This is a genomic window from Exiguobacterium sp. s121 (assembly GCF_018617245.1).
In the GTDB taxonomy this organism is placed as follows: Bacteria; Bacillota; Bacilli; order Exiguobacteriales; family Exiguobacteriaceae; genus Exiguobacterium; species Exiguobacterium profundum.
In genome coordinates this window covers 271,222-290,588 of sequence record NZ_JACSJV010000002.1, presented here as the reverse complement: position 1 = coordinate 290,588, position 19,367 = coordinate 271,222, and the positions used below count along the sequence as shown (strand labels likewise).

The following is a 19,367-nucleotide window of genomic DNA, read 5'->3' as shown; positions in this document are numbered from 1 at the left end:
AAATTAAAAACCATTTGCGAAAATTCGTCGTGATATTTATCATATAATAATGGACTTGTGGTTGCAGGCAAGTCTATTCGTCGAACGACACAACCCAACGTTCGTTTTCCTGCAAAAAACTGAACACAGGGGAGCAACACAACATGGAAACAAAACCAATGCGGGTCTTGCTGTACTATAAGTACGTCAACATCGAAGACCCAGAAACACTCACGCAAGAACATTTGAAGTATTGTAAGGACCTCGGCATCAAAGGACGCATCTTGATTTCCTCCGAAGGAATCAACGGGACGTGCTCTGGTACTTGGGAGCAAACCGAGCAGTACATGAATGACTTGAAAGCAAACCCTCTCTTCAGCGATATCGAGTTCAAAATCGATGAAGTCGAAGAGCATGCCTTCAAGAAAATTTTTGTCCGTCACAAGAAAGAGCTCGTGACGTGGCGCTTTGATGGCGAGTTTGATGTACCGAAACAACACGGTGCATACCTCGAACCAGCAGAATGGAAAGAGATGATGAATCGTGATGATGTCGTCATCCTCGACGTTCGTAACAACTACGAGTACGAACTTGGTCACTTTAAAAATGCGATCAAAATCGATGTAGAGGCTTCACGTTACATGCCGGAATGGCTCGAAGAGAACAAGGACCTCTACGAAGGGAAAACACTTCTCACGTACTGTACCGGTGGCGTCCGTTGCGAGAAATTTACAGCATATATGCGTGACCAAGGTCACGACAACATCTTCCACCTAAAAGGTGGCGTCGCAATGTATGGTAAAGATGAAGCGACAAAAGGAGAGGACTGGGAAGGCGAGCTCTATGTCTTTGACGAGCGAATCAATGTCCCGGTTAACTCCGTGAACCCATCTGTCGTCTCACACTGTATGCACTGTGGGACAGAGACGGTTCGTTACGTTAATTGTGCCAACCCGGAGTGCAATGCACAGCATTTCTGTTGTGAAGAGTGTGAACCGAAACAAATGCGTTCATGCTCGAAGGAGTGTCAAGAACACCCACGCAACCGTTATATCATCGATAACATTGCAGAGAAACTTCAGGAGACTGAAGGAGTAGTCGGGTAACAAAAATCGACCAGAAGATGTCTTGGAGAACGTGTCCAAGACATCTTTTTTTGACGAAATCTTAACGTCTAGCTTGCGCCTCTTTCGGGTATAGTGAAGATACTATGTCAGACAGGAAGTGAATGCACGCATGTTTAACGAACCTTTACTCGCTGCGATTCTCGCTTGGTTTATCGCCCAAGCGGCTAAGCTCGTAACTGAACTCATTAAAACAAGAGATTTTGAAATTGAAATCATGTTCGCTTCAGGAGGCATGCCAAGTTCGCACTCGTCTACCGTCGTCGCACTCGCTACCGCGATTGGGCGAATGGAAGGCATTGACTCGAGTCTATTCGCTCTCGCTGTCGTCTTTGCCACTATCGTCATGTATGATGCGACCGGAGTTCGGCAGGCGGTCGGTTTCCAAGCACGGCTCTTGAACGATTATTTCAAAGGAATTAAACATGAGACCCCACTCTTGAATGAACTCGTCGGCCATACGCCGTTCCAAGTCATTGTCGGAGCGTTACTCGGTCTCGTCGTCGGACTGTTTTTCCCAATGTAATCGCAGAAGGTATGTCATTTCTCACACTCTTGATTCTTTTTGTGAAGTTTCACAAAGAAGACGGTATACTCAAGAGAGAGGAGGAATCGACATGCCTTTTTTGCAGAAATCTTATGAGTCTCTCGATACACTCGCCGAAGCGATTGGTCAAGCGATTCGAGCACCGATCACGATTGAGAATCGCCACCACCAGTTGCTCGCCTATAGTACACATCCGGATTCGACCGACCCGGCCAGGATTGCGACCATCATCGGGCGTCGTGTCCCAGAAGCTGTCATCGAAGACCTATGGGAGAGTGGTATTTTACAAGAAGTCATCGACCAAAATGAACCGGTCGTCATCCCGGCCCGTCTCGCCGTCGGTCTTGGGGAACGCGCCGCAATCGTCATCAAACAACATGATGAAGTACTCGGCTATATTTGGAGCTTAGCTCGGACAAATCCGTTCAGTACTCAAGAATTAGCCATCTTGCAAGAAGGGGCGACCATCGCCAAAAAGCTGCTTATGACCATCGCGATGCACGAGCGACGAATCAGCGCCGAGCTCGAACGCTTCTTATTAGATGTCCTCGCTTCTCCGACCCTGACGGATGCGAATCGCGAACGATTGAACGAACTTGCTCCGATTGCCGTCGCCAGTCGGTTGACGGTCATCGAATGTGCTCAACCGATCACCCCTCAACTTGCGGAACGCCTTCACTATGTGCTTGCGACGCAAGAGTCAATTGAAGTCGTTTTACATGCCATCGACGGTCAGCAGCTACTCGTCTGGCATTATATGAAGTCTGAACTCTCCGATGAAGAGACTGTACTCATAGCCTGGGCGGAACGGTTCGAACAATTGCTTCAAGACAAGTTCAGCGAATCCGAACCACGTCTTGGCATCAGCCGGCGTTTTTTCGAAAGTGACATGTTATATGCCGCAGCCGAAGAAGCGCGACGGGTTACCACGCTGCGTCGCAAGTTCCCGCTCGAACTATCGACTTCCCGTGCCTTCGAGCAGATCGGCATTTATCAACTCGTCCCGGAACTCGCTCGACGTATCGGACTCCGACTGGAGACCCACCCGACAGTCGAACGGTTGCAGCATTATGATTCATCCCATCAGACCGAACTCGTGAAGACGCTCGAATGGTATTTTTATTTTGATGGGAACGTCAAACGAGTCGCCGCTCATCTTCATATTCATCCGAATACCGTTCTGTACCGGATTCGCCGCATCGAAGAGTTGACGAATATCACACAAGTTTCCTTACCAGAAAGATCCATGATTTATTTAGCCATTAAGGCTGGTCAATATCGATTAGAAGACTAGACGCTCACTTTGTGATTTTTCACAAAGTGAGCGTCTTCGTTTTTAGAATCCATGCTAAAGACAGCGTTTTCAAATGGGTCTATACTAGGGGTGTGAACAAATTGTGTCAACGGAATGAAAGGGGAATGTTCCATGAAAATCGGGGTATTAAAAGAGATTAAAAACAATGAAAATCGGGTGGCCTTAACACCGATGGGTGCATTTATGTTAACGGAGCTTGGTCATGATGTATTCGTCGAAACGAATGCCGGTCTCGGTAGCGGATTCACGAATATGGAATATATTGATGCCGGTGCAACGATTCTTGAAACGGCGAAAGAAGTTTGGGAAGGCGTCGAACTCGCTCTCAAAGTAAAAGAACCACAGCCGTCTGAGTATCAATACTTCCGTCCTGACTTGACGCTCTTCACCTATTTACACCTTGCGGCAGAGCCAGAATTAACGAAAGCGCTCGTCGATTCTGGGATTACAGCCATCGCCTACGAGACAGTAGAAGTGGATCGCACGTTACCACTCCTCACACCGATGAGTGAAGTGGCAGGACGTATGGCTGCGCAAATCGGAGCTCAAATCCTTGAAAAACCACATGGTGGAAAAGGAATCTTGATGTCTGGTCTCCCAGGCGTGCCTCGTGCGAACGTCACGGTCATCGGAGGCGGTGTCGTTGGAATGAATGCAGCTCGAATCGCAATTGGTCTTGGGGCGAGCGTGACGTTGATGGATATTAGCCCGGCTCGTCTTCGTCAAATCGACGACTTGTTCGGAAACACAATCAATACGTTGATCTCAAATAAATATAACATTGCGAAACAAGTGGCTGAGAGTGACCTTGTGATTGGTGCCGTGCTCATCCCAGGAGCAAAAGCACCAAAACTCGTCACGGAAGAAATGGTACAGCGCATGTCGCCTGGTTCGGTCATCGTCGACGTCGCCATCGACCAAGGTGGGATTTGTGAGACGATCGATCATATCACGACGCATGATGCGCCAACGTATGAGCGTTATGGCGTGCAACACTACGCCGTCGCTAACATGCCAGGTGCCGTGCCACGCACTTCGACAATGGGTCTGACAAACGCGACGATGCCATATATCATCGAGTGTGCGCAAAAAGGCGTATTCCCAGCACTTCTTGAAAACGAGGCACTTCTCAAAGGCCTAAACGTCATCAACGGAACGGTCACGTATGAAGCGGTTGCACGTGATTTGGAATATCCGTTCGTTCCGGCCCATGAGGCGGTCTCAAAACAAACACAAGCTTAACCTTTAAGACGATGAGATGCCCGTTCTCATCGTCTTTTTCTATATCAAAAAAAGAAGAAACCGAACACCATCGTCCGATTCCTTCTTTTATTATGCGTTATGCGTTCTCAACGGCGATATCTTCCCCGATGATTTTCACTTCCGGCTCTAATTCCACTTCAAATTTCTCTTTAACGGTCGCCTGGACATGACGGATGAGTGAAATGTACTCTGTCGCCGTCGCCTCATCGATATTGACGATAAACCCAGCATGCTTGAGCGAGACTTCCGCTCCTCCGATGCGTTTGCCTTGCAGTCCAGAGTCTTGAATCAACTTGCCGGCAAAATAGCCAGGCGGACGTTTGAACACACTACCACACGAAGGGTATTCAAGCGGTTGTTTCGATTCACGTTTATACGTCAAGTCGTCCATGACTTCTTTGATCAATTCATAGTTTTTCGGTTCTAGTTCGAACGTTGCCTCGAGTACGATCAAGCCCTCTTTTGAGACACGGCTCGTTCGATAGTCAAGATCGAGTTCGTCTTTAGATAAATGAAGTACTTGACCATCCTGCGTCAATACCGTCGCAGATGTGATGACGTCTTTCGTTTCTCCGCCGTATGCACCTGCGTTCATGTAGACGGCACCACCGACCGTCCCAGGGATCCCACATGCGAACTCGAGGCCCGATAATCCCTCTGCCAGTGCTTGACGTGAGACGTCGATAATCGCTGCTCCTGCCTGGGCAATTATTTGATTCCCTTCCCGACAAATCGAGTCGAGTTCATTCAAGTTCAAAACGATTCCACGGATGCCGCCATCGCGGACGATCAAGTTAGAACCGAAGCCAAGAATCATAAACGGCATCGCTTCTTGGTGGGCCAGTTTTAAGACGGCCTGCACTTCTTCGTACGTGTGTGGAGCCACGAAGTAATCTGCTTTGCCCCCTAGTTTTGTATACGTGTGTGCCGACAATGGCTCGTCTTGAAGGACGCGCTCGGCCGGAATGATCATTTGAAGTTGCTGTAAAAAGCTCATGCGTTCACTCAATCCTTTATGTTCTATTTAATCAGTGTCTCGGTCCCACTTCATTCGTTCCGAGCACGTCACTGAATGGTTTCAGTACGAATCACAGTATACAAATGATTATTGGACGTGACAAGCAACGTTTTTCTTACAAATTCATGATTAGTTTATAGCAATAGTGATGTCGCAATGGCAACAATGATCGGAATTGTAAAGTTATCCCAATCTCGATATGAAATCGCTTCAGTTAGTGTAGCGATTATGGAAATGATAAACCCATATGTTACCACTTGCCAAAGGACGACATCATTCCACAAAAACAATAAAAATAAGACAGCATATGAGCTTAGAAACATGGCAATGCTTCCTTGGAAAGAACGCTTTTGTCCATATAAATCATAGATGACCGTCCCATATTTGCGTCCGATGAGTGCAGCCATTCCATCCCCCCAGGCGAGCACGAGTGATCCGGCTAAAAATGCGATCGGCTCGGACTCGAAGAAGAAGTATAAGATAATGAGCAATGCAATCGGATAGTATACAGTCCCGAATGATTTTCGTTCCGTTTGATGCACCGGTGACGGGCTTTTATATAACAGGACCGCATTCGCAAATGTGAAGAAAATGAGCGGGACTGCCGCGACGTACCATGAATCCATTAACCAAACTGCCAATAACGACCAATGCCCGACTGCGATATGTACACTTTTTCGAATCGTTTCATCCGTCCATCCCAGACGCTTCCCGACGTGTTCGAGACCCACGAGAAACACGAGGACGACTACAATGGAAAGAATCGAACTAATCCATTCATTCATTGCTTGACCACCTTCATATATAGAGTGTGTATGATACCGTCATTATACCTTAATCAGTGCCCATCCTAGCTTACTTTTCAAACATTTGGTAGAATGAGGTCAAATGACTGTATAGCCAACGTACGCTGTTGGCGATAGAAAGGGTGGCCGTATGCGCGACGCAACTTCAATTCAAACTTTGGCAGATTGCCTTCATTTTATGCAGGTCGGAGAAATCGAGCGAGCCATCGCCCTCTTCCCTGAAGACGTGCGTGAACATTTCCCAAAAGAGCTTCGAAAAATCCACTTGTTTCATATTGAAAAGAACGGCTTGTCGATTAACCAAATCGTCGCTCTCGCTAACGCACTGACCGGAGAGCATCTCTCTGCGACGACGATTCAAAACTGGACGAAGCGTGAAGTTCGTAAAATCATCGGTGTCCCACGAATCGGTAAAAAGTATTCCTTGCATCAAGCGGCAATCATTTATCTCCTTGATGACTTGAAACACCTTTTTTCCCTCGAAGAGACGAGTTCCTTGTTGGCGCTCATCTTCAACAACCCTGACCGGGACGAAGACGACTTCATCAAACCGATTGATTTTTATCGACTTTACGCGGAGTATGCGAAGTCAACAAGCCCGATCGACCTTCTCGATACACGGGCGAAGCGTTCGCTCGAAAAGATGAACTATGAACATCCAAATATCATTCACGTCTTGAAGCTTTGTCTATACGCACATCGGGTGACGACACTCGAACTCGAGGCCAAGCACTATTTGAACCGTTTCATTTGATGAGACGGTTTTTTCGTATCAAAAAACACCGGTCTCTTGACCGGTGCTCGTCATCGTTATGAGACAGATGCTGCGAGCGGCATCCGTGATTTGACCGTTAACGTCTTTAAGACGGAAAGGAGTTCGAACATCGATAACTGATCGGCTTCTTTCGTTAAGCAGAACGTATCGTCTTCTTGTTTCCGTAGTTCCGCGACAAGTTTACCTGCTTTGTCGCGAACGCTAAACTTGTGACGTTCCACATCATATTGAATCGTGAAGAGTCCGCGTTCATAGACGTTGTACTCACACTTTTTCCCGAATAACGAGAACTTGTCTTTCAATTGACCAATCGCCTGTCCATCATGGTTCATCACGACCCATTTTTGGCAGTTTGGGATGTATTTCCCATGAGCGATCTGTCGTCCAGACAAATTGTGCACTTGGACACTGCCTTCCGCGTCGCGGTGAACAGATCCGATCGCATCATTTGTCTCGTCATAAATGGTCGCCTCACCTTGTGTAAAGACGCAACCTTTTACATAAATTAATTTGCGCACCGCTTTTTCCTCCTAGCACGTTCCAACCGTGATTGTTTGTATGTGTACGGTCGGGTATTACTGAAAACCCCAATCGTTTCTCTGTGTAGTTTTTATCTCGTTTCAACTACTACATATTTCATATGACGAAGATGATTATTGCATCGTTTAAAGAAAAAGACAACCCTTTTTTTTCGACATCATTTGGATTCTGTCGAACTTGTGAACAAGCCTATTCTCATCGCTTATATCCCGCTTCTTTTAAGAGTTCTTCAAGCTCCATTCTTGCAATCAGACGAACTTGATTTGGCGCTGCCAATTCGTATGCGCTGTCCGTGAAATTCGAGTTCGTCACGACCCAGCCTTCGTGTGCTTGATAATAGGGAACGGCCGCTGCAATTTGTTGAACCGCTTCGAGTCCGACCGTCTTTTCATAACGCTTTGCTTGAACGGCAATCGACCATCCATCCGGTGTCTCCAATAACAAGTCAGCACCAAAGTCACGTGATGCTGGAGTCACCGTGACCGTGTAACCAAGCGCGGTGAACACTTCCTCTAAAAATAATTCAAACTCCCGACCATCCATCCGATCAATGCGGTCGATGGTCGACAGCCTTACTTTCCATATAAACCATGCAATTCCAAGCAAGAGAAGCAGTACGCTGCTCCAAAGCGGTGCCTCGAACCACCATAAACATATGGCACCGATGATCCCAATGAGTAATCCAATCATGCTCATCTTTCCTTTCCAATTCCTCTCCCTCACTTTACCGTTTTGAGGGCAGGAAATGAAAGGGGGATCTGTCGAATGATATAGAAGATGTGCTCGTCTGACACCGCGAAGGAGGGATGACTGTTCATGGAGAATCATGCCAATCTCCAAAGTGAGTTACTACATGCATTACCTTACGGAGTTGCGTTAATACAGAAAGATGGAACAATCGTTCAGGCAAACCGTCCGTTTCTCGAGCAGTTTCCTGAGAATCTACAGAGACGTTCGAACCTTTTCCATATGGTCAATCAGTCACCGATTACGATGGAATTGTCTCGTCGGATGGAACAAGGACTGCCTTGGATGTATGAACTGCCAACGATGCGAGTACACGCCATTCCGTGGGAAAATCAATATATCCTCTCCATTGAGCCATTGCCCCATGATACACGCGTGACGATTCAACACAACGCTTTTGAGGCGATGATGCATACTGAACTCGACATGGCGATGATCATGACGGATGCGAATCTGTTGATTACTCGTTTCAATCAGGGGGCCACGGAACTGTTTGGCTATGCGCCCCATGAAGTGCTTTACGAAATGACACCGTTCGCTTTATTTGAATCGAGAGAATTAAGTGAAAAGCGCTCTGCTTATCAAGACGAGACGGAACGGTTGCTATCGTTCGAACAAATGTTGCGCCTCGCACTCGACAAAGGAGACCGGGAATGGAAGTTTCAATGTAAAGATCGGACACATTTCATCGGCAAATTGTTCATGCATCCCGTTTATGAGCAAGAGCAACTCATCGGCTTCTTTTTCTTCGTATTTGATGTGAGTTCCGAGATTGAGTTGAAACGTGAGCTCCGTTATAAGGAACAGCGTTATCGCATGTTTGCCGAATCGGTCATCGAAGCCGTTCTGTTCCATGAAGATGGGATGATTCTCGATGCGAACAAGGCGGCGGAATCCATCTTTAAAATCCCTGCAGAGCAAATGATGGGACGCCAGACTATCGAGTTTATCGCGGAAGGGTACCGGGCCGATGTGTTGCGACGCATTCGCAATCACATTCAAACGCCATACGAAGTGATTGGTCGTCGGCAAGATGGAACGTTCTTAGAACTAGAGGTGTATCCGAAAGAAGTGACGTATCAAGGGCAAACGTTACGAGTCGCGGTCATGCGTGATATCAGCGACCGTAAAAAAGTAGAGCGTATGCTCGAACGTGAAAAAAATGCCATCGCCCGTCAGCGCGATATCATCCAGTCAATCTTACAAGCATCGAATGAAGCGTTCGTTTTGACCGAATCGAACGGGAGTGTCTTGTTCATGAACGTCCACGCAAGACGACTCATGGACTTACCGGGCATCGCTCCAAATAAAATTCAGGAGCGTATCCCGCTCCTCTCCACGTTCCGTCCTCGTGACAGGAGCGAGATGCTACGAAAGATGGATCAACTTCTCGATGGGACAGCGCGTGAAGTATCGATGCGTTTCTCCATCCCACAGCCAAACGATCGAGATGAAGAATACTATGAGATGTATGGAACGACGATGGATACAAAACGACAAATCGGTATGGATAGTGGATTCTTGTTTGTGTTCCGTAACCGAACTGAAGAAGAGCGTATGGACCAGATTAAGAATGAACTGGTGAGCACGGTCTCACATGAACTGAGAACTCCTCTTTCCTCATTATCGGGATATATCGAATTGATGCTCGCTCGGGATTTGACTCCTGAAAAACGGGAGCGCTTCTTGAAGACGATGTCGCGGGAAGCGAAACGATTGACCGCCCTACTCAACGACTTTTTGGACATCCAACGCATGGAAGATGGTCACCAAGAATATAAACAAGATCATTTCGCTTTGAATGAACTTGTCTTAGAAGTGATTGAACGCTTCCGCGAAACGAGTGATCATACCATTCATTTCGATAATGCGGATGATGACTTGCATCTCGTTGCCGACCGAGATCGCATCGAGCAAGTTCTCGTCAACTTGATTTCAAATGCGATCAAGTATTCCCCGAATAGACAGGAAATCGAAGTACGGGTCCGACAAGACCACAATCAAGCGCATGTATCTATTCGTGATTTCGGTATCGGGATTCCGGAGCACGCCTTCGAAAAATTATTCACAAAATTTTATCGGGTCGATAATTCGGATACACGTAAAATTGGTGGAACCGGTCTTGGTTTGTCGATTTGTAAAGAAATTATCGAATCACATGGTGGAAGCATCGAAGTGGAATCGACTGTCGGAAAAGGGTCGACTTTCACATTCACATTAGATTTAGCGGAGGAAACGTCATGAACAATTACGCCTTTACCGGGTTCCCTGGTTTTTTAGCAGGAAAATTAATTGAACACCTCGCTTCGTTACCGCATCAAATCGGAGTCATCTACGCCTTGCATCTTCCGAACCAACAACGTGATGCAGAAGAGCTACGAGATACGCTACTGTCAACGACGTCGCTTGCACCGCACCAGCTCGTCCTTGTTGAAGCAGACATCACGTTACCCGAAGTGATTCTCGACCCGATTATGCGGTCTGTCATTGAACGCGATGTACATTACATTTTCCATCTCGCCGCCGCATATGACTTGAGTATTCCTTATGACATCGGTTATCGCGTCAATATACTCGGAACCAAACATGTGACCGCGTTCGCCAAACGCTCGAAACAATTGAAGCGTTATGTGTACTTCAGTACCGCCTATATCGCCGGACGTCGCCGTGGGACGGTTTATGAAAATGAATTATGGCATCGGGTCCAGTTTAAAAATCATTATGAGGCGACTAAATATGAAGCAGAGGCACTCGTTTCAAGAGAAATGGGTGGCATGCCAATCACTGTCATTCGTCCTGGGATCGTAATCGGACATAGTCGCACGGGCGAAACGAAAAAGTTCGACGGTGTCTATTTCGTCTTACAATTGATGACACAACTCCAGCAGATGCGACCACTCCCTTACATCGGGCGGGCGAATGTTGAGGTAAACCTCGTTCCGTACGATTATGTAGTAGAAGCGACCGCTTTCCTAGCTCATTCTCCAAACGGCCTGAAGCGGACATTTCATTTGACGGACCCATTCCCACATGGCGCACGAGAGGTATATCGTATGTTGCATGAGACGATGTTTCAGCGTTCTCCTCGCGGAACCGTTCCTCATGCCGTTGCTGACGCGGCATTTACTGCTTGGAATGGTGCCAAGCGACTTGAGGTTCCTCACGAACTATTGGAGTACTTTAAACATCCTGTTCACTTTGACACGACACAAACGATACGGGCACTCGACGGAACGGGCATCGTATGTCCAGACCTCCAGGATTACCTCCCTGAGATTGTCCATTATTATATGGCACACAAAAAGCCCTGATTCGTCAGGGCTTCAACTATGATTGAAATTAAATGAACAAGTATACGCCGTGAATCATCGTACACTTGTTTATATCTCATCCGCGTCGTTACGAGACACCGCTTGATCGTGAAGCAGACGCTCGAGGACGAGGATATAGACCAATGCCACAAGGAGCCCTACGATACCAGGAAGAACCGCAACGATCGCATCCTCCAAGTATGCAGTTGGAATCAGGTAAACCAATAGCGACTTCACACCATACATCAACATCAACGAGGAGAGTAACACAAGCGTTACCGCTCGTTTCGACACATCCCCGAAGAACGGGCGCCCTGTCTTCTCACCTTTTGTCATACCGAGCCAAGATAACAAGTCCAAATCCTCCTTTATCGATTCATTCCCTAACCCATTATATACCAATTATTGCATACGATGAAGACCATCAAAAATCTGTGTCGCTCTTGACTACGATACCTCAAAAAAGGCTGCAACTCCTTCATGAGGAATGCAGCCTACAATACATGTTCAACCAATCAAAATCTTCTCTTTCGGATAGCGAATCTTCCGGTCGGCTTGACGTGCGACGGTAAAGAGAATGGTCAACGATCCGACACGTCCGAGAAGCATCATGAACATGATCAGCCCCTTCCCGGCATCATTCAATTCCGCTGTGATGCCGAGCGATAACCCTACTGTCCCAAACGCCGAGACCGTCTCGAATAGAATGGCAGTCGCCGGAATGTGGCCGTTCGACAAAATGACGAGTGTCGTGATCATCATAATGAACAAGAAACTTGAGATGGCGACGACGTATGCCTTTTTGATTTGAAACGCATCAATCGTGCGCTCCATGATGACCGTTTCTTTCTTACCTGCGATGAAGGCCCACATATCCGCAAAGATAACGGCAAGCGTCGTCACTTTGATCCCCGACCCGGTCGAAGCCGCTCCTGCCCCGATATACATCAGAATCAAAATCAAACCGATCGAGGCTGGAGCCATGGTCGCGATATCAATGGAATTGAAGCCGGCCGTCCTTGTCGTCACGGCTTGGAAGAACGTCACATGTAACGCCTCACCGAGGGATCGACCATACAATACCCCTTCATTCGATAGCCATTCAAACATCATGAGGACGAACCAAGCGACACCATTGATGACCAAGAGTGACAAAATCATGATTTTTGAATGGAGGGCGAGACGTTTCCAGCCTCTCACTTCCGTGGCATCGGCAATCGTCGTGAATCCAAGACCTCCAATCATAATCATGAGGGCGATGGTCACAATGATGGCCGTGTTCTGCTCAAATGACATGAGACTGTCTGGAAATAATGCGAATCCCGCATTATTAAAGGCAGACACTGCATGGAAGAAACCGTAATAAAGTGCTGTTCCAAAAGAATAGTTCTCTGTACTAAACAACTCGAACGTCAAAAACAACATCCCGATAAACTGCACGATGACTGTCGTGAAGACGATGTTCCGAACGAGACGAACTGTCCCCCCCGGTCCAGCTAAATTCAATGATTCTTGTAACAAAATTCGTTGTTTTAATCCGATTTTCTTCCCTAGTACACTTAACAACATCAAGGCGATTGTCATAAACCCAAGACCCCCGATTTGGATGAGGGCGACAATGACCAATTCACCAAACAGGGTAAACGAGGAGCCGATGTCGACTGTCGATAGTCCAGTGACCGTTCCGGCAGACGTTGCGATAAACAAACAATCAATCCAAGAAACCGATTCTTCTTGCGCAAATGGCATATATAAAAGAGTGGCTCCAATAAAAATCGCCAGTAAAAATCCTCCCGCGATAAAACGCGCAGGTTTTTCAAATACGACTCGGTAAAGCACCTCGATTCGTTTCAAGCGCAACTCACGCGCTGACAATCTATGTCGCATCACGACATCCCCTTCACTTCTATTATTCTAAGCCCCATGTTACTCCTCGCTTTTATAAATGCCAACAAGAAAATGTATCTCTAACGCTTTCTTCGATTTTTTGGTATTATGGGAGATAGACTTTAAGAATGTTGAGGAGGTTGAATGAAACCGTGGACCCTAGTACGGTAGATCATTCGATAGAGGATGTCTCACGAAGGTTGGAGCGCCAGTCACAATGTATGCCCGCTCACCTTTATTTTCAGCTAGAAGAGTTACTCAATTGGTCACTCGAGCAAGAAGTCGTGAATCAATTGTACGCATTGTTAAAAAAATACGACGTATTAACCGATATAGAGCGTGAAGAACGAAATATCAGCATTCAAATGCTGATTGATGAAAACGGCGCTTAATCATCGGGAACGCATGTTGCGGGAGACGAGTGGCGTCTCTCGCTTTTTTTGTCCTGATTTATTTCGGAAAGGTGGAAAACAAAGACATGGATGTCGTTACGTTAGTCGGACTCATACTCGGGTTCCTCACCCTCGTCGGTGGAATGCTATTAAAAGGAGCAGGTGTTGCGCCGCTGATCAACCCTGCCGCAATGGTTATCATTTTCGTCGGTACAGCCGCGGCTGTCAGTATCGCTGTATCGAAGGAACAACTTCAGAATGTTCCAAAACTGTTTAAAATCTTGTTCAAAAAACAAGAACTCCCAAGCAAGTCCGGATTGCTCACGCAATTCGTCGACTTGTCGACCCAAGCCCGAAAAGAGGGACTCCTCTCCCTCGAAACGGCACTTGAACAAGTCGAAGAACCATTTTTACGCCAAGGCATGATGATGGTCATCGACGGTCAACCTTCCGAATATATTGCGGAAGTCATGTCACGCGACATCGAAAATATGGAACAGCGTCATAAAGCAAACGCCGATATCTTCACTCAAGCCGGGACATATGCCCCGACACTTGGGGTACTCGGAGCCGTTATCGGATTGATTGCTGCCTTGAAAGACTTATCTGATATCGAAAAGCTCGGACATGCCATTTCTGCGGCCTTCGTCGCGACACTTTTCGGGATTTTTACCGGATATGTGCTTTGGTTCCCGTTTGCAAACAAGTTGAAGCAGTATTCGAAGAGTGAAGTCATCATCAAGGAAATGATGATTGAAGGGATTTTATCGATTCAAAGTGGTGAATCTCCAAAAACGCTAGAAGATAAACTGTCTGTGTATTTGTCTCCAAAGGAGCGAGCTGACTATGAAGCGCAAAAAGAAGCATGATCATGAAGAACATATTCCCGAAGGCTGGCTGATTCCTTACGCCGACTTGTTGACACTGTTGCTCGCGCTTTTCATCGTACTATTCGCATCGAGTAACATCGACCAGACAAAGCTTGAGAAAATGTCACAGTCTTTCAACCAGGTGTTCTCTGGAGGCGTCAGCGTCTTTCAAGCTTCGACTGCCTCAAACAGTGACATCAGTCGCACAGACAAAACCAATACGACCGCCAACCCACGGACGTATGAATTGGCTCAACTTGACGAGTTAAAAGAAGATGTAAACAAATACATTAAAAAGAACGGTCTCGAAAGCCAAATCAAAGCGACAATCAATTCAAGTGGTCTCGTCTTGACGATTCAAGACCGTGCCCTGTTCAACTTAGGAGAGGCGACTCTCGATGCTGATGCTCGTAACGTCGCACAAAACATCAGTCAAATTTTAGAGAAGGCGGGCAAGCGAGAGATTGTCGTCTCCGGCCATACGGATAACATTCCAATCAATACAGCACGTTTCCCGTCAAACTGGGAACTCAGTTCGGCACGTGCGACCGCGTTCATGCGTGGCCTTTTGGCAAATGATGCCTTGAACCCGGCTCAATTCACGCTCGCGAGTTACGGTGAGTTTAAACCGATCGCGACGAACGATACAGAAGAAGGTCGCTCTAAAAACCGACGTGTCGAGGTGTTGATCAAACCACTCGTCGACCTTTCTGAGGGCGAACCAAAGATGATTGAAACCATCACCTTACCAAACTAACAATCACCCACTCGTTCGAGTGGGTGATTTGTGTTATTGCATCAATTTAAAGTAGCGTCTCGCCAGTTCGGTGAGTGGGCTTTCGAACAATCGTTTCCGCCAGTAAAGGTCTGTCACTTTCTTCACGGCCTCACTTCGCGACGGATACGGGTAAATCATACGAGACAGCTTCCCGATTTTGTCACCACGTTGCATCGCATAAACGACAATTTGCATCCAATCCCCCGCCGATTCACCGACTGCATGAGCTCCGATGATTTTTCCATTTTTCTTCGTAATCACTTTGACAAAGCCTGCTTCTTGGCGTTCAGCAATGAAACGGTCCACTTCGGACAGTTTCGCTTCATACGTCTCAATGTCGTCACCGTAACGCTCGCGCGCTTCTCTCTCCGTCATCCCGACGTGGAACACCTCAGGGTCTGTGAATGTGATCCACGGGAGCTTACTATAGTCGACCTTGTTCCATAATCCAAAGAGCGCGTTCGCGACAACCGCCTTCCCTTCTTCTCCAGCGGCGTGTGTGAATGGGAGCGTCTTGATCGTATCTCCAATCGCAAAGATATGAGATTGTGACGTCCGATATGACGACGAGACATCGATATACCCTTTCGTCACCTGAACGTTCGCCCGGTCGAGACGGAGCGCATCGATTCGGGGAACGCGACCCGTCGCCATCAGCAGTTTGTCCGCTTCATATTCGACCGTTTCGCCGTTCACCTCTGTCGTGACACGAATGCGGCCATCGACCTCATCGACTCGATTGACCTTTACGCCGATTTTCAAGCGCATCGCCATCTCGAGTTGAGATTTCAAATAGGTGGCGACGTCCTCGTCTTCTTTAGGTAGGAAATCATCCTGCGCCTCTAGCACGGTCACTTGTGAGCCGAGTCGGACAAAGGACTGGGCCAATTCAAGTCCGACCGTTCCGGCGCCGATGACAATCAGGCTCTCCGGGAGCGTCTCTTCTTCAAAGACCGTTTCGTTCGTTAAGTATGGGACTTGATCGAGTCCATCGATTGGAGGAACTGTCGGTTTCGACCCCGTCGAGATGACAAATTTTTTCCCGATCAATAACTCGTTCCCTACTTTTAATTCGTGCGGACTTTGGAACGAGGCTTCTCCGATATAGACGTCGACGCCAATCTTTTCAAAACGCTCTGTCCCGTCATGGTCTTGAATAATGGCACGTGCTTTGTCGACACGCGCTTTTGACATTTGATAATGCTCTTGTCCATTGAACTCGGTTCCGAGAACTCGGGCCGCGCGCATCATCGCATTCGCTTCTTTTGAAGCGGCAATCAACGCTTTCGATGGCACACATCCGACATGCAGACAGTCACCACCTAAATGTTTGTTCTTTTCAACAAGTGCGACCTTTGCGCCTAAATTCGCAGCCCCTGCGGCCACCGTCATCCCGGCAGCACCGCCACCGATGACAATCAACTGATAGTCCTTCATCGAATCAACCTCCGGTATCGTTCGCTCACATCTTCCATTCGTTTTCGATTCACGCCAAAGTCTGAATAGCCGACACGCGACGCAGATCGAAACTCGACTTGTTGAGTAGCGTCATCAAATAAAAAATCGACATCATCTTTAAATCGCATCACTTTAGAAGTCACTACATAATGAAGTCCTTCATCTGTTTCCTTCACCAGTTCAGCCCGCGGCAACTGATTCATCGCCATCTTAATGGCTTCAATTGATTGCCCGCGACTGCCTGCATACGGCAGTGGGTCCATCCGCAATTCTTCAATTGAAGTTTGGGTTGACACAGCATTCGGACTTCCTTTTAACGGCTTCAAAGATTGATTGGCCATTATAAAAACCTCCCTCAGTCTACATACATCTATATGTAGCCTGAATTCGGGAGGTTTAATCCTATTAATGTAGTTCACTCGGGTCGAGCGGCAATAAGACGGTCACCGTCGTTCCGTGTCCGACCTCGCTCTCGATGACGAGTTTGCCTTCATGCGCTTCAATCAATTCTTTTGAAATCGCAAGTCCAAGCCCGCTACTACCTTCTGTGACATGAGCCTGATAGAACATCTCGGTGATGCGCTGCAAATGCTCTCGTGAAATGCCGGGACCTTCATCGATAATCGAGATGAAGGCAACACGTTCCGATTGCACGAAGCGGATGGTCAACGTTCCTCCGTCTGGCGAGAAACGAATCGCGTTCTCGAGGATATTTAAGAACACTTGTTTCAAACGATTCTCATCAAATAGTCCGACCGATTTTTGAGGATAGCGTTCGATGAGTGTGATGCTTTTGTCTTCAAGTGACTGTTTTAATTGCAGAGTCACTTGACGTAACAAAGAGACCAGGTCCAGTTCTTGGCGATACAAGACCAACCGACTCTCCTCAATTTTTGTATAGTCGAGAAGCTGTTCGACGAGACCGATCATGCGCTCTGTCTCCGAATGGATGATGCTTAAACCGAGCTCCGTCTCTTCAGATAGTTTCTCATCACCACCCCGAATCGTCTCGGTCCATCCCTTAATCGATGTGAGTGGTGTTCTGAGTTCGTGCGATACACTCGAGAGGAATTCGTTACGTGTCGACTGATGCTGCTGGACTTTCGCGCCTAAATACGTGAGCGTTCGAGCCAAGGCTCCAAGCTCATGTTTCTCATTTGACTCAACGGATACATCGAAGTCGCCCTGAGCCATCTCATCGGCCGCCTCGATGATGTGACGAATCGGTCTGACGAAACGATCGGCAATCCTGATGACGGTGTATAGGGCGAGCAACCAGATCAAGACGCCAATCATGACGACCGTCATCCAAATTTCGCGAATGAGCGTGTCCAAGTCTTCAAGCGGTCGCGTGAAACTGATGGCAAACTCGGACGTATCGTTCGTCATAATGGGACTCGTGACCGACAAGTAATGTTCATCCCCGACGTCATAGTCCTGCACGACGGACTCTCCTTGCGACAGTTGCTGTAACTGTTCTTGAGAGAAAGAGGCCTGCCTTGTTCGTTGTCCCGTCGTTTTGACAATCGAACCGCTCCGGTCGACAATCGTCAAATCAGTTCCAGGATATCCGAATGTTCGGACGAGGACTGAAAAGGCGCTCGGCGTTTCAAACCCAACTTGGGCTTGAGGGTATAGATATGCACTCGTTGTCGCATGACCTAGTAACGCTTCCGACTCATACTCGTAATAGTAGCGATACGTCCCGTAAGACAAAATGCTGACGAGCAAGAGCAAGACGATCGTCACGACAATCATCATGCGAATGACTAACTGTTGTTTCATGCCTCATGTCTCCGCCATTTATATCCGTGACCCCACAACGTCTCGATGTAGACCGGATGACTCGGGTCATCTTCAATTTTTTGACGCAAGCGACGAATGTTGACGTCGACTGTCTTTCGGTCACCGAAATAGTTGACGCCCCATACAGCATCGAGTAGCGCATCACGTGACAAGACGATCTCTTCGTTTTGGACGAGATGACAGATCAAGTCATACTCGGTCGGCGTCAAATCGATCGACTGTCCATACTTCGTCACTTGTTTTGCGGCGAGGTCGATTGCGAACGGTCCCGACTTCAAGCGTTTCGAATCTTTTCGTTTCACTTTTTCGACACGGCGCAACAACGCTTGGATGCGCGCCACTAATTCACCTGGACTGAACGGTTTGGCGATGTAGTCGTCTGCACCTTTACCGAGCCCTTCAATTTTATCTTCTTCGAGCGTCCGTGCCGTCAACATAATGATCCCTACATTTTCGTCAAGATCACGAATGGCAGCACATGCTTCGAATCCGTCCATTTCCGGCATCATGACATCCAATAGGACGACATCGAACGGTTCACGGTCAAATGCGGTGACCGCTTCTCGCCCGTTCGTCGCCTCAAAGACGTCGAATCCGGCTCGTTTTAAATTGACAATAATGAAGCTGCGAATCGCATGTTCATCCTCAGCTACTAAAATTCGATTCATATCGATTTCCACCTCTTCTAGAGTTCACTTCTCTACATTATAGTTACGTTTTTGCGACAAGGTTGTCAATTGACCTTAAAAAGG

At 47.5% G+C, this 19,367-nt stretch carries 20 protein-coding genes; 10 read left to right on the top strand and 10 right to left on the bottom strand.

Translation table 11 applies throughout. From position 1 onward, the window contains the following. Positions 1 to 143: 143 nt before the first annotated feature. The 4 genes from trhO to ald all read left to right on the top strand — a co-directional run bounded on the left by trhO (position 144) and on the right by ald (position 4,207). Positions 144 to 1,085, top strand: a complete 942-nt coding sequence (gene trhO, locus KOG47_RS11890) for an oxygen-dependent tRNA uridine(34) hydroxylase TrhO (RefSeq protein WP_159563357.1) — start codon at positions 144 to 146, stop codon at positions 1,083 to 1,085. A 118-nt stretch (positions 1,086 to 1,203) separates the two neighbouring features. Beyond that, the gene (locus tag KOG47_RS11885) at positions 1,204 to 1,629 is read left to right on the top strand and encodes a divergent PAP2 family protein (protein ID WP_143180200.1); all 426 of its coding nucleotides are present in this window, start codon (positions 1,204 to 1,206) and stop codon (positions 1,627 to 1,629) included. 91 nt (positions 1,630 to 1,720) lie between these two features. Next, entirely contained in the window at positions 1,721 to 2,944 is a 1,224-nt protein-coding gene (locus KOG47_RS11880) for a PucR family transcriptional regulator (RefSeq protein ID WP_159563356.1), read from the top strand. A 132-nt stretch (positions 2,945 to 3,076) separates the two neighbouring features. Further along, entirely contained in the window at positions 3,077 to 4,207 is a 1,131-nt protein-coding gene (gene ald / locus KOG47_RS11875) for an alanine dehydrogenase (protein ID WP_215244289.1), read from the top strand. Positions 4,208 to 4,304: 97 nt separating this feature from the next. Here ald and murB read toward each other — a convergent pair whose 3' ends face one another. Together murB and KOG47_RS11865 are read right to left on the bottom strand one after the other, a co-directional pair. Then, positions 4,305 to 5,225 carry a UDP-N-acetylmuramate dehydrogenase gene (murB, locus tag KOG47_RS11870; RefSeq protein ID WP_215244288.1) on the bottom strand — a complete coding sequence of 307 codons (921 nt, stop codon included), beginning with the start codon at positions 5,223 to 5,225 and terminating at the stop codon, positions 4,305 to 4,307. 155 nt (positions 5,226 to 5,380) lie between these two features. Next, positions 5,381 to 6,031: a diacylglycerol/polyprenol kinase family protein gene (locus tag KOG47_RS11865; RefSeq protein WP_214691305.1), complete on the bottom strand. Its 651-nt coding sequence runs from the start codon at positions 6,029 to 6,031 to the stop codon at positions 5,381 to 5,383. Between the two features lie 151 nt (positions 6,032 to 6,182). Between KOG47_RS11865 and KOG47_RS11860 the strand changes: the two genes are divergently transcribed. After that, complete coding sequence (locus tag KOG47_RS11860) at positions 6,183 to 6,806, top strand: DUF1836 domain-containing protein (RefSeq protein ID WP_015880507.1); 624 nt, start codon at positions 6,183 to 6,185, stop codon at positions 6,804 to 6,806. A 56-nt stretch (positions 6,807 to 6,862) separates the two neighbouring features. Here KOG47_RS11860 and KOG47_RS11855 read toward each other — a convergent pair whose 3' ends face one another. Together KOG47_RS11855 and KOG47_RS11850 are read right to left on the bottom strand one after the other, a co-directional pair. Continuing rightward, positions 6,863 to 7,345 carry an LURP-one-related family protein gene (locus KOG47_RS11855; protein ID WP_015880506.1) on the bottom strand — a complete coding sequence of 161 codons (483 nt, stop codon included), beginning with the start codon at positions 7,343 to 7,345 and terminating at the stop codon, positions 6,863 to 6,865. Positions 7,346 to 7,562: 217 nt separating this feature from the next. Next, entirely contained in the window at positions 7,563 to 8,057 is a 495-nt protein-coding gene (locus KOG47_RS11850) for a restriction endonuclease (protein WP_015880505.1), read from the bottom strand. A gap of 126 nt (positions 8,058 to 8,183) precedes the next feature. On the opposite strand from KOG47_RS11850, the gene KOG47_RS11845 reads away from it, so the two are divergent. Both KOG47_RS11845 and KOG47_RS11840 read left to right on the top strand, forming a co-directional pair. After that, positions 8,184 to 10,358, top strand: a complete 2,175-nt coding sequence (locus KOG47_RS11845) for a PAS domain-containing sensor histidine kinase (RefSeq protein WP_214691306.1) — start codon at positions 8,184 to 8,186, stop codon at positions 10,356 to 10,358. After that, the gene (locus KOG47_RS11840) at positions 10,355 to 11,425 is read left to right on the top strand and encodes an SDR family oxidoreductase (protein ID WP_159563352.1); all 1,071 of its coding nucleotides are present in this window, start codon (positions 10,355 to 10,357) and stop codon (positions 11,423 to 11,425) included. Before KOG47_RS11845 ends, KOG47_RS11840 begins: the two co-directional genes overlap by 4 nt. 69 nt (positions 11,426 to 11,494) lie before the next feature. Here the strand turns inward: KOG47_RS11840 and KOG47_RS11835 are convergent, their stop codons facing one another. Both KOG47_RS11835 and KOG47_RS11830 read right to left on the bottom strand, forming a co-directional pair. After that, complete coding sequence (locus KOG47_RS11835; protein ID WP_159563351.1) at positions 11,495 to 11,779, bottom strand: hypothetical protein; 285 nt, start codon at positions 11,777 to 11,779, stop codon at positions 11,495 to 11,497. Positions 11,780 to 11,932: 153 nt separating this feature from the next. After that, the gene (locus KOG47_RS11830; RefSeq protein ID WP_215244287.1) at positions 11,933 to 13,312 is read right to left on the bottom strand and encodes a TrkH family potassium uptake protein; all 1,380 of its coding nucleotides are present in this window, start codon (positions 13,310 to 13,312) and stop codon (positions 11,933 to 11,935) included. A gap of 200 nt (positions 13,313 to 13,512) precedes the next feature. Here KOG47_RS11830 and KOG47_RS11825 point away from each other — a divergent pair, with 200 nt between their 5' ends. From KOG47_RS11825 to KOG47_RS11815, 3 genes are all read left to right on the top strand, one after another. After that, the gene (locus KOG47_RS11825) at positions 13,513 to 13,704 is read left to right on the top strand and encodes a hypothetical protein (protein WP_224862903.1); all 192 of its coding nucleotides are present in this window, start codon (positions 13,513 to 13,515) and stop codon (positions 13,702 to 13,704) included. 86 nt (positions 13,705 to 13,790) lie between these two features. Then, on the top strand, positions 13,791 to 14,573 hold the full coding sequence (gene motA, locus KOG47_RS11820) for a flagellar motor stator protein MotA (RefSeq protein ID WP_015880500.1): 783 nt from the start codon (positions 13,791 to 13,793) through the stop codon (positions 14,571 to 14,573). Beyond that, the gene (locus KOG47_RS11815; protein WP_074034931.1) at positions 14,551 to 15,330 is read left to right on the top strand and encodes a flagellar motor protein MotB; all 780 of its coding nucleotides are present in this window, start codon (positions 14,551 to 14,553) and stop codon (positions 15,328 to 15,330) included. Before motA ends, KOG47_RS11815 begins: the two co-directional genes overlap by 23 nt. 33 nt (positions 15,331 to 15,363) lie before the next feature. On the opposite strand, the gene KOG47_RS11810 is transcribed toward KOG47_RS11815, so the two are convergent. From KOG47_RS11810 to KOG47_RS11795, 4 genes are all read right to left on the bottom strand, one after another. Beyond that, on the bottom strand, positions 15,364 to 16,788 hold the full coding sequence (locus KOG47_RS11810; RefSeq protein ID WP_159563349.1) for a dihydrolipoyl dehydrogenase family protein: 1,425 nt from the start codon (positions 16,786 to 16,788) through the stop codon (positions 15,364 to 15,366). Then, positions 16,785 to 17,150: a DUF1499 domain-containing protein gene (locus KOG47_RS11805; RefSeq protein WP_159563348.1), complete on the bottom strand. Its 366-nt coding sequence runs from the start codon at positions 17,148 to 17,150 to the stop codon at positions 16,785 to 16,787. Before KOG47_RS11805 ends, KOG47_RS11810 begins: the two co-directional genes overlap by 4 nt. Positions 17,151 to 17,214: 64 nt before the next feature. Next, complete coding sequence (locus KOG47_RS11800) at positions 17,215 to 18,594, bottom strand: sensor histidine kinase (protein ID WP_214691309.1); 1,380 nt, start codon at positions 18,592 to 18,594, stop codon at positions 17,215 to 17,217. Next, positions 18,591 to 19,283: a response regulator transcription factor gene (locus KOG47_RS11795; RefSeq protein ID WP_015880495.1), complete on the bottom strand. Its 693-nt coding sequence runs from the start codon at positions 19,281 to 19,283 to the stop codon at positions 18,591 to 18,593. Before KOG47_RS11795 ends, KOG47_RS11800 begins: the two co-directional genes overlap by 4 nt. Positions 19,284 to 19,367: the final 84 nt, after the last annotated feature.

What these genes read in the sequence shown, in the direction of transcription:
- KOG47_RS11880 (WP_159563356.1), top strand. Translation starts at nt 1,721, where the DNA reads ATGCCTTTTTTGCAGAAATCTTATGAGTCTCTCGATACACTCGCCGAA.
- KOG47_RS11805 (WP_159563348.1), bottom strand. Translation starts at nt 17,150, where the DNA reads ATGGCCAATCAATCTTTGAAGCCGTTAAAAGGAAGTCCGAATGCTGTG.
- murB (WP_215244288.1), bottom strand. Translation starts at nt 5,225, where the DNA reads ATGAGCTTTTTACAGCAACTTCAAATGATCATTCCGGCCGAGCGCGTC.
- ald (WP_215244289.1), top strand. Translation starts at nt 3,077, where the DNA reads ATGAAAATCGGGGTATTAAAAGAGATTAAAAACAATGAAAATCGGGTG.
- KOG47_RS11850 (WP_015880505.1), bottom strand. Translation starts at nt 8,057, where the DNA reads ATGATTGGATTACTCATTGGGATCATCGGTGCCATATGTTTATGGTGG.
- KOG47_RS11800 (WP_214691309.1), bottom strand. Translation starts at nt 18,594, where the DNA reads ATGAAACAACAGTTAGTCATTCGCATGATGATTGTCGTGACGATCGTC.
- KOG47_RS11840 (WP_159563352.1), top strand. Translation starts at nt 10,355, where the DNA reads ATGAACAATTACGCCTTTACCGGGTTCCCTGGTTTTTTAGCAGGAAAA.
- KOG47_RS11795 (WP_015880495.1), bottom strand. Translation starts at nt 19,283, where the DNA reads ATGAATCGAATTTTAGTAGCTGAGGATGAACATGCGATTCGCAGCTTC.
- KOG47_RS11810 (WP_159563349.1), bottom strand. Translation starts at nt 16,788, where the DNA reads ATGAAGGACTATCAGTTGATTGTCATCGGTGGCGGTGCTGCCGGGATG.
- KOG47_RS11860 (WP_015880507.1), top strand. Translation starts at nt 6,183, where the DNA reads ATGCGCGACGCAACTTCAATTCAAACTTTGGCAGATTGCCTTCATTTT.
- KOG47_RS11815 (WP_074034931.1), top strand. Translation starts at nt 14,551, where the DNA reads ATGAAGCGCAAAAAGAAGCATGATCATGAAGAACATATTCCCGAAGGC.
- trhO (WP_159563357.1), top strand. Translation starts at nt 144, where the DNA reads ATGGAAACAAAACCAATGCGGGTCTTGCTGTACTATAAGTACGTCAAC.
- KOG47_RS11865 (WP_214691305.1), bottom strand. Translation starts at nt 6,031, where the DNA reads ATGAATGAATGGATTAGTTCGATTCTTTCCATTGTAGTCGTCCTCGTG.
- motA (WP_015880500.1), top strand. Translation starts at nt 13,791, where the DNA reads ATGGATGTCGTTACGTTAGTCGGACTCATACTCGGGTTCCTCACCCTC.
- KOG47_RS11830 (WP_215244287.1), bottom strand. Translation starts at nt 13,312, where the DNA reads ATGCGACATAGATTGTCAGCGCGTGAGTTGCGCTTGAAACGAATCGAG.
- KOG47_RS11845 (WP_214691306.1), top strand. Translation starts at nt 8,184, where the DNA reads ATGGAGAATCATGCCAATCTCCAAAGTGAGTTACTACATGCATTACCT.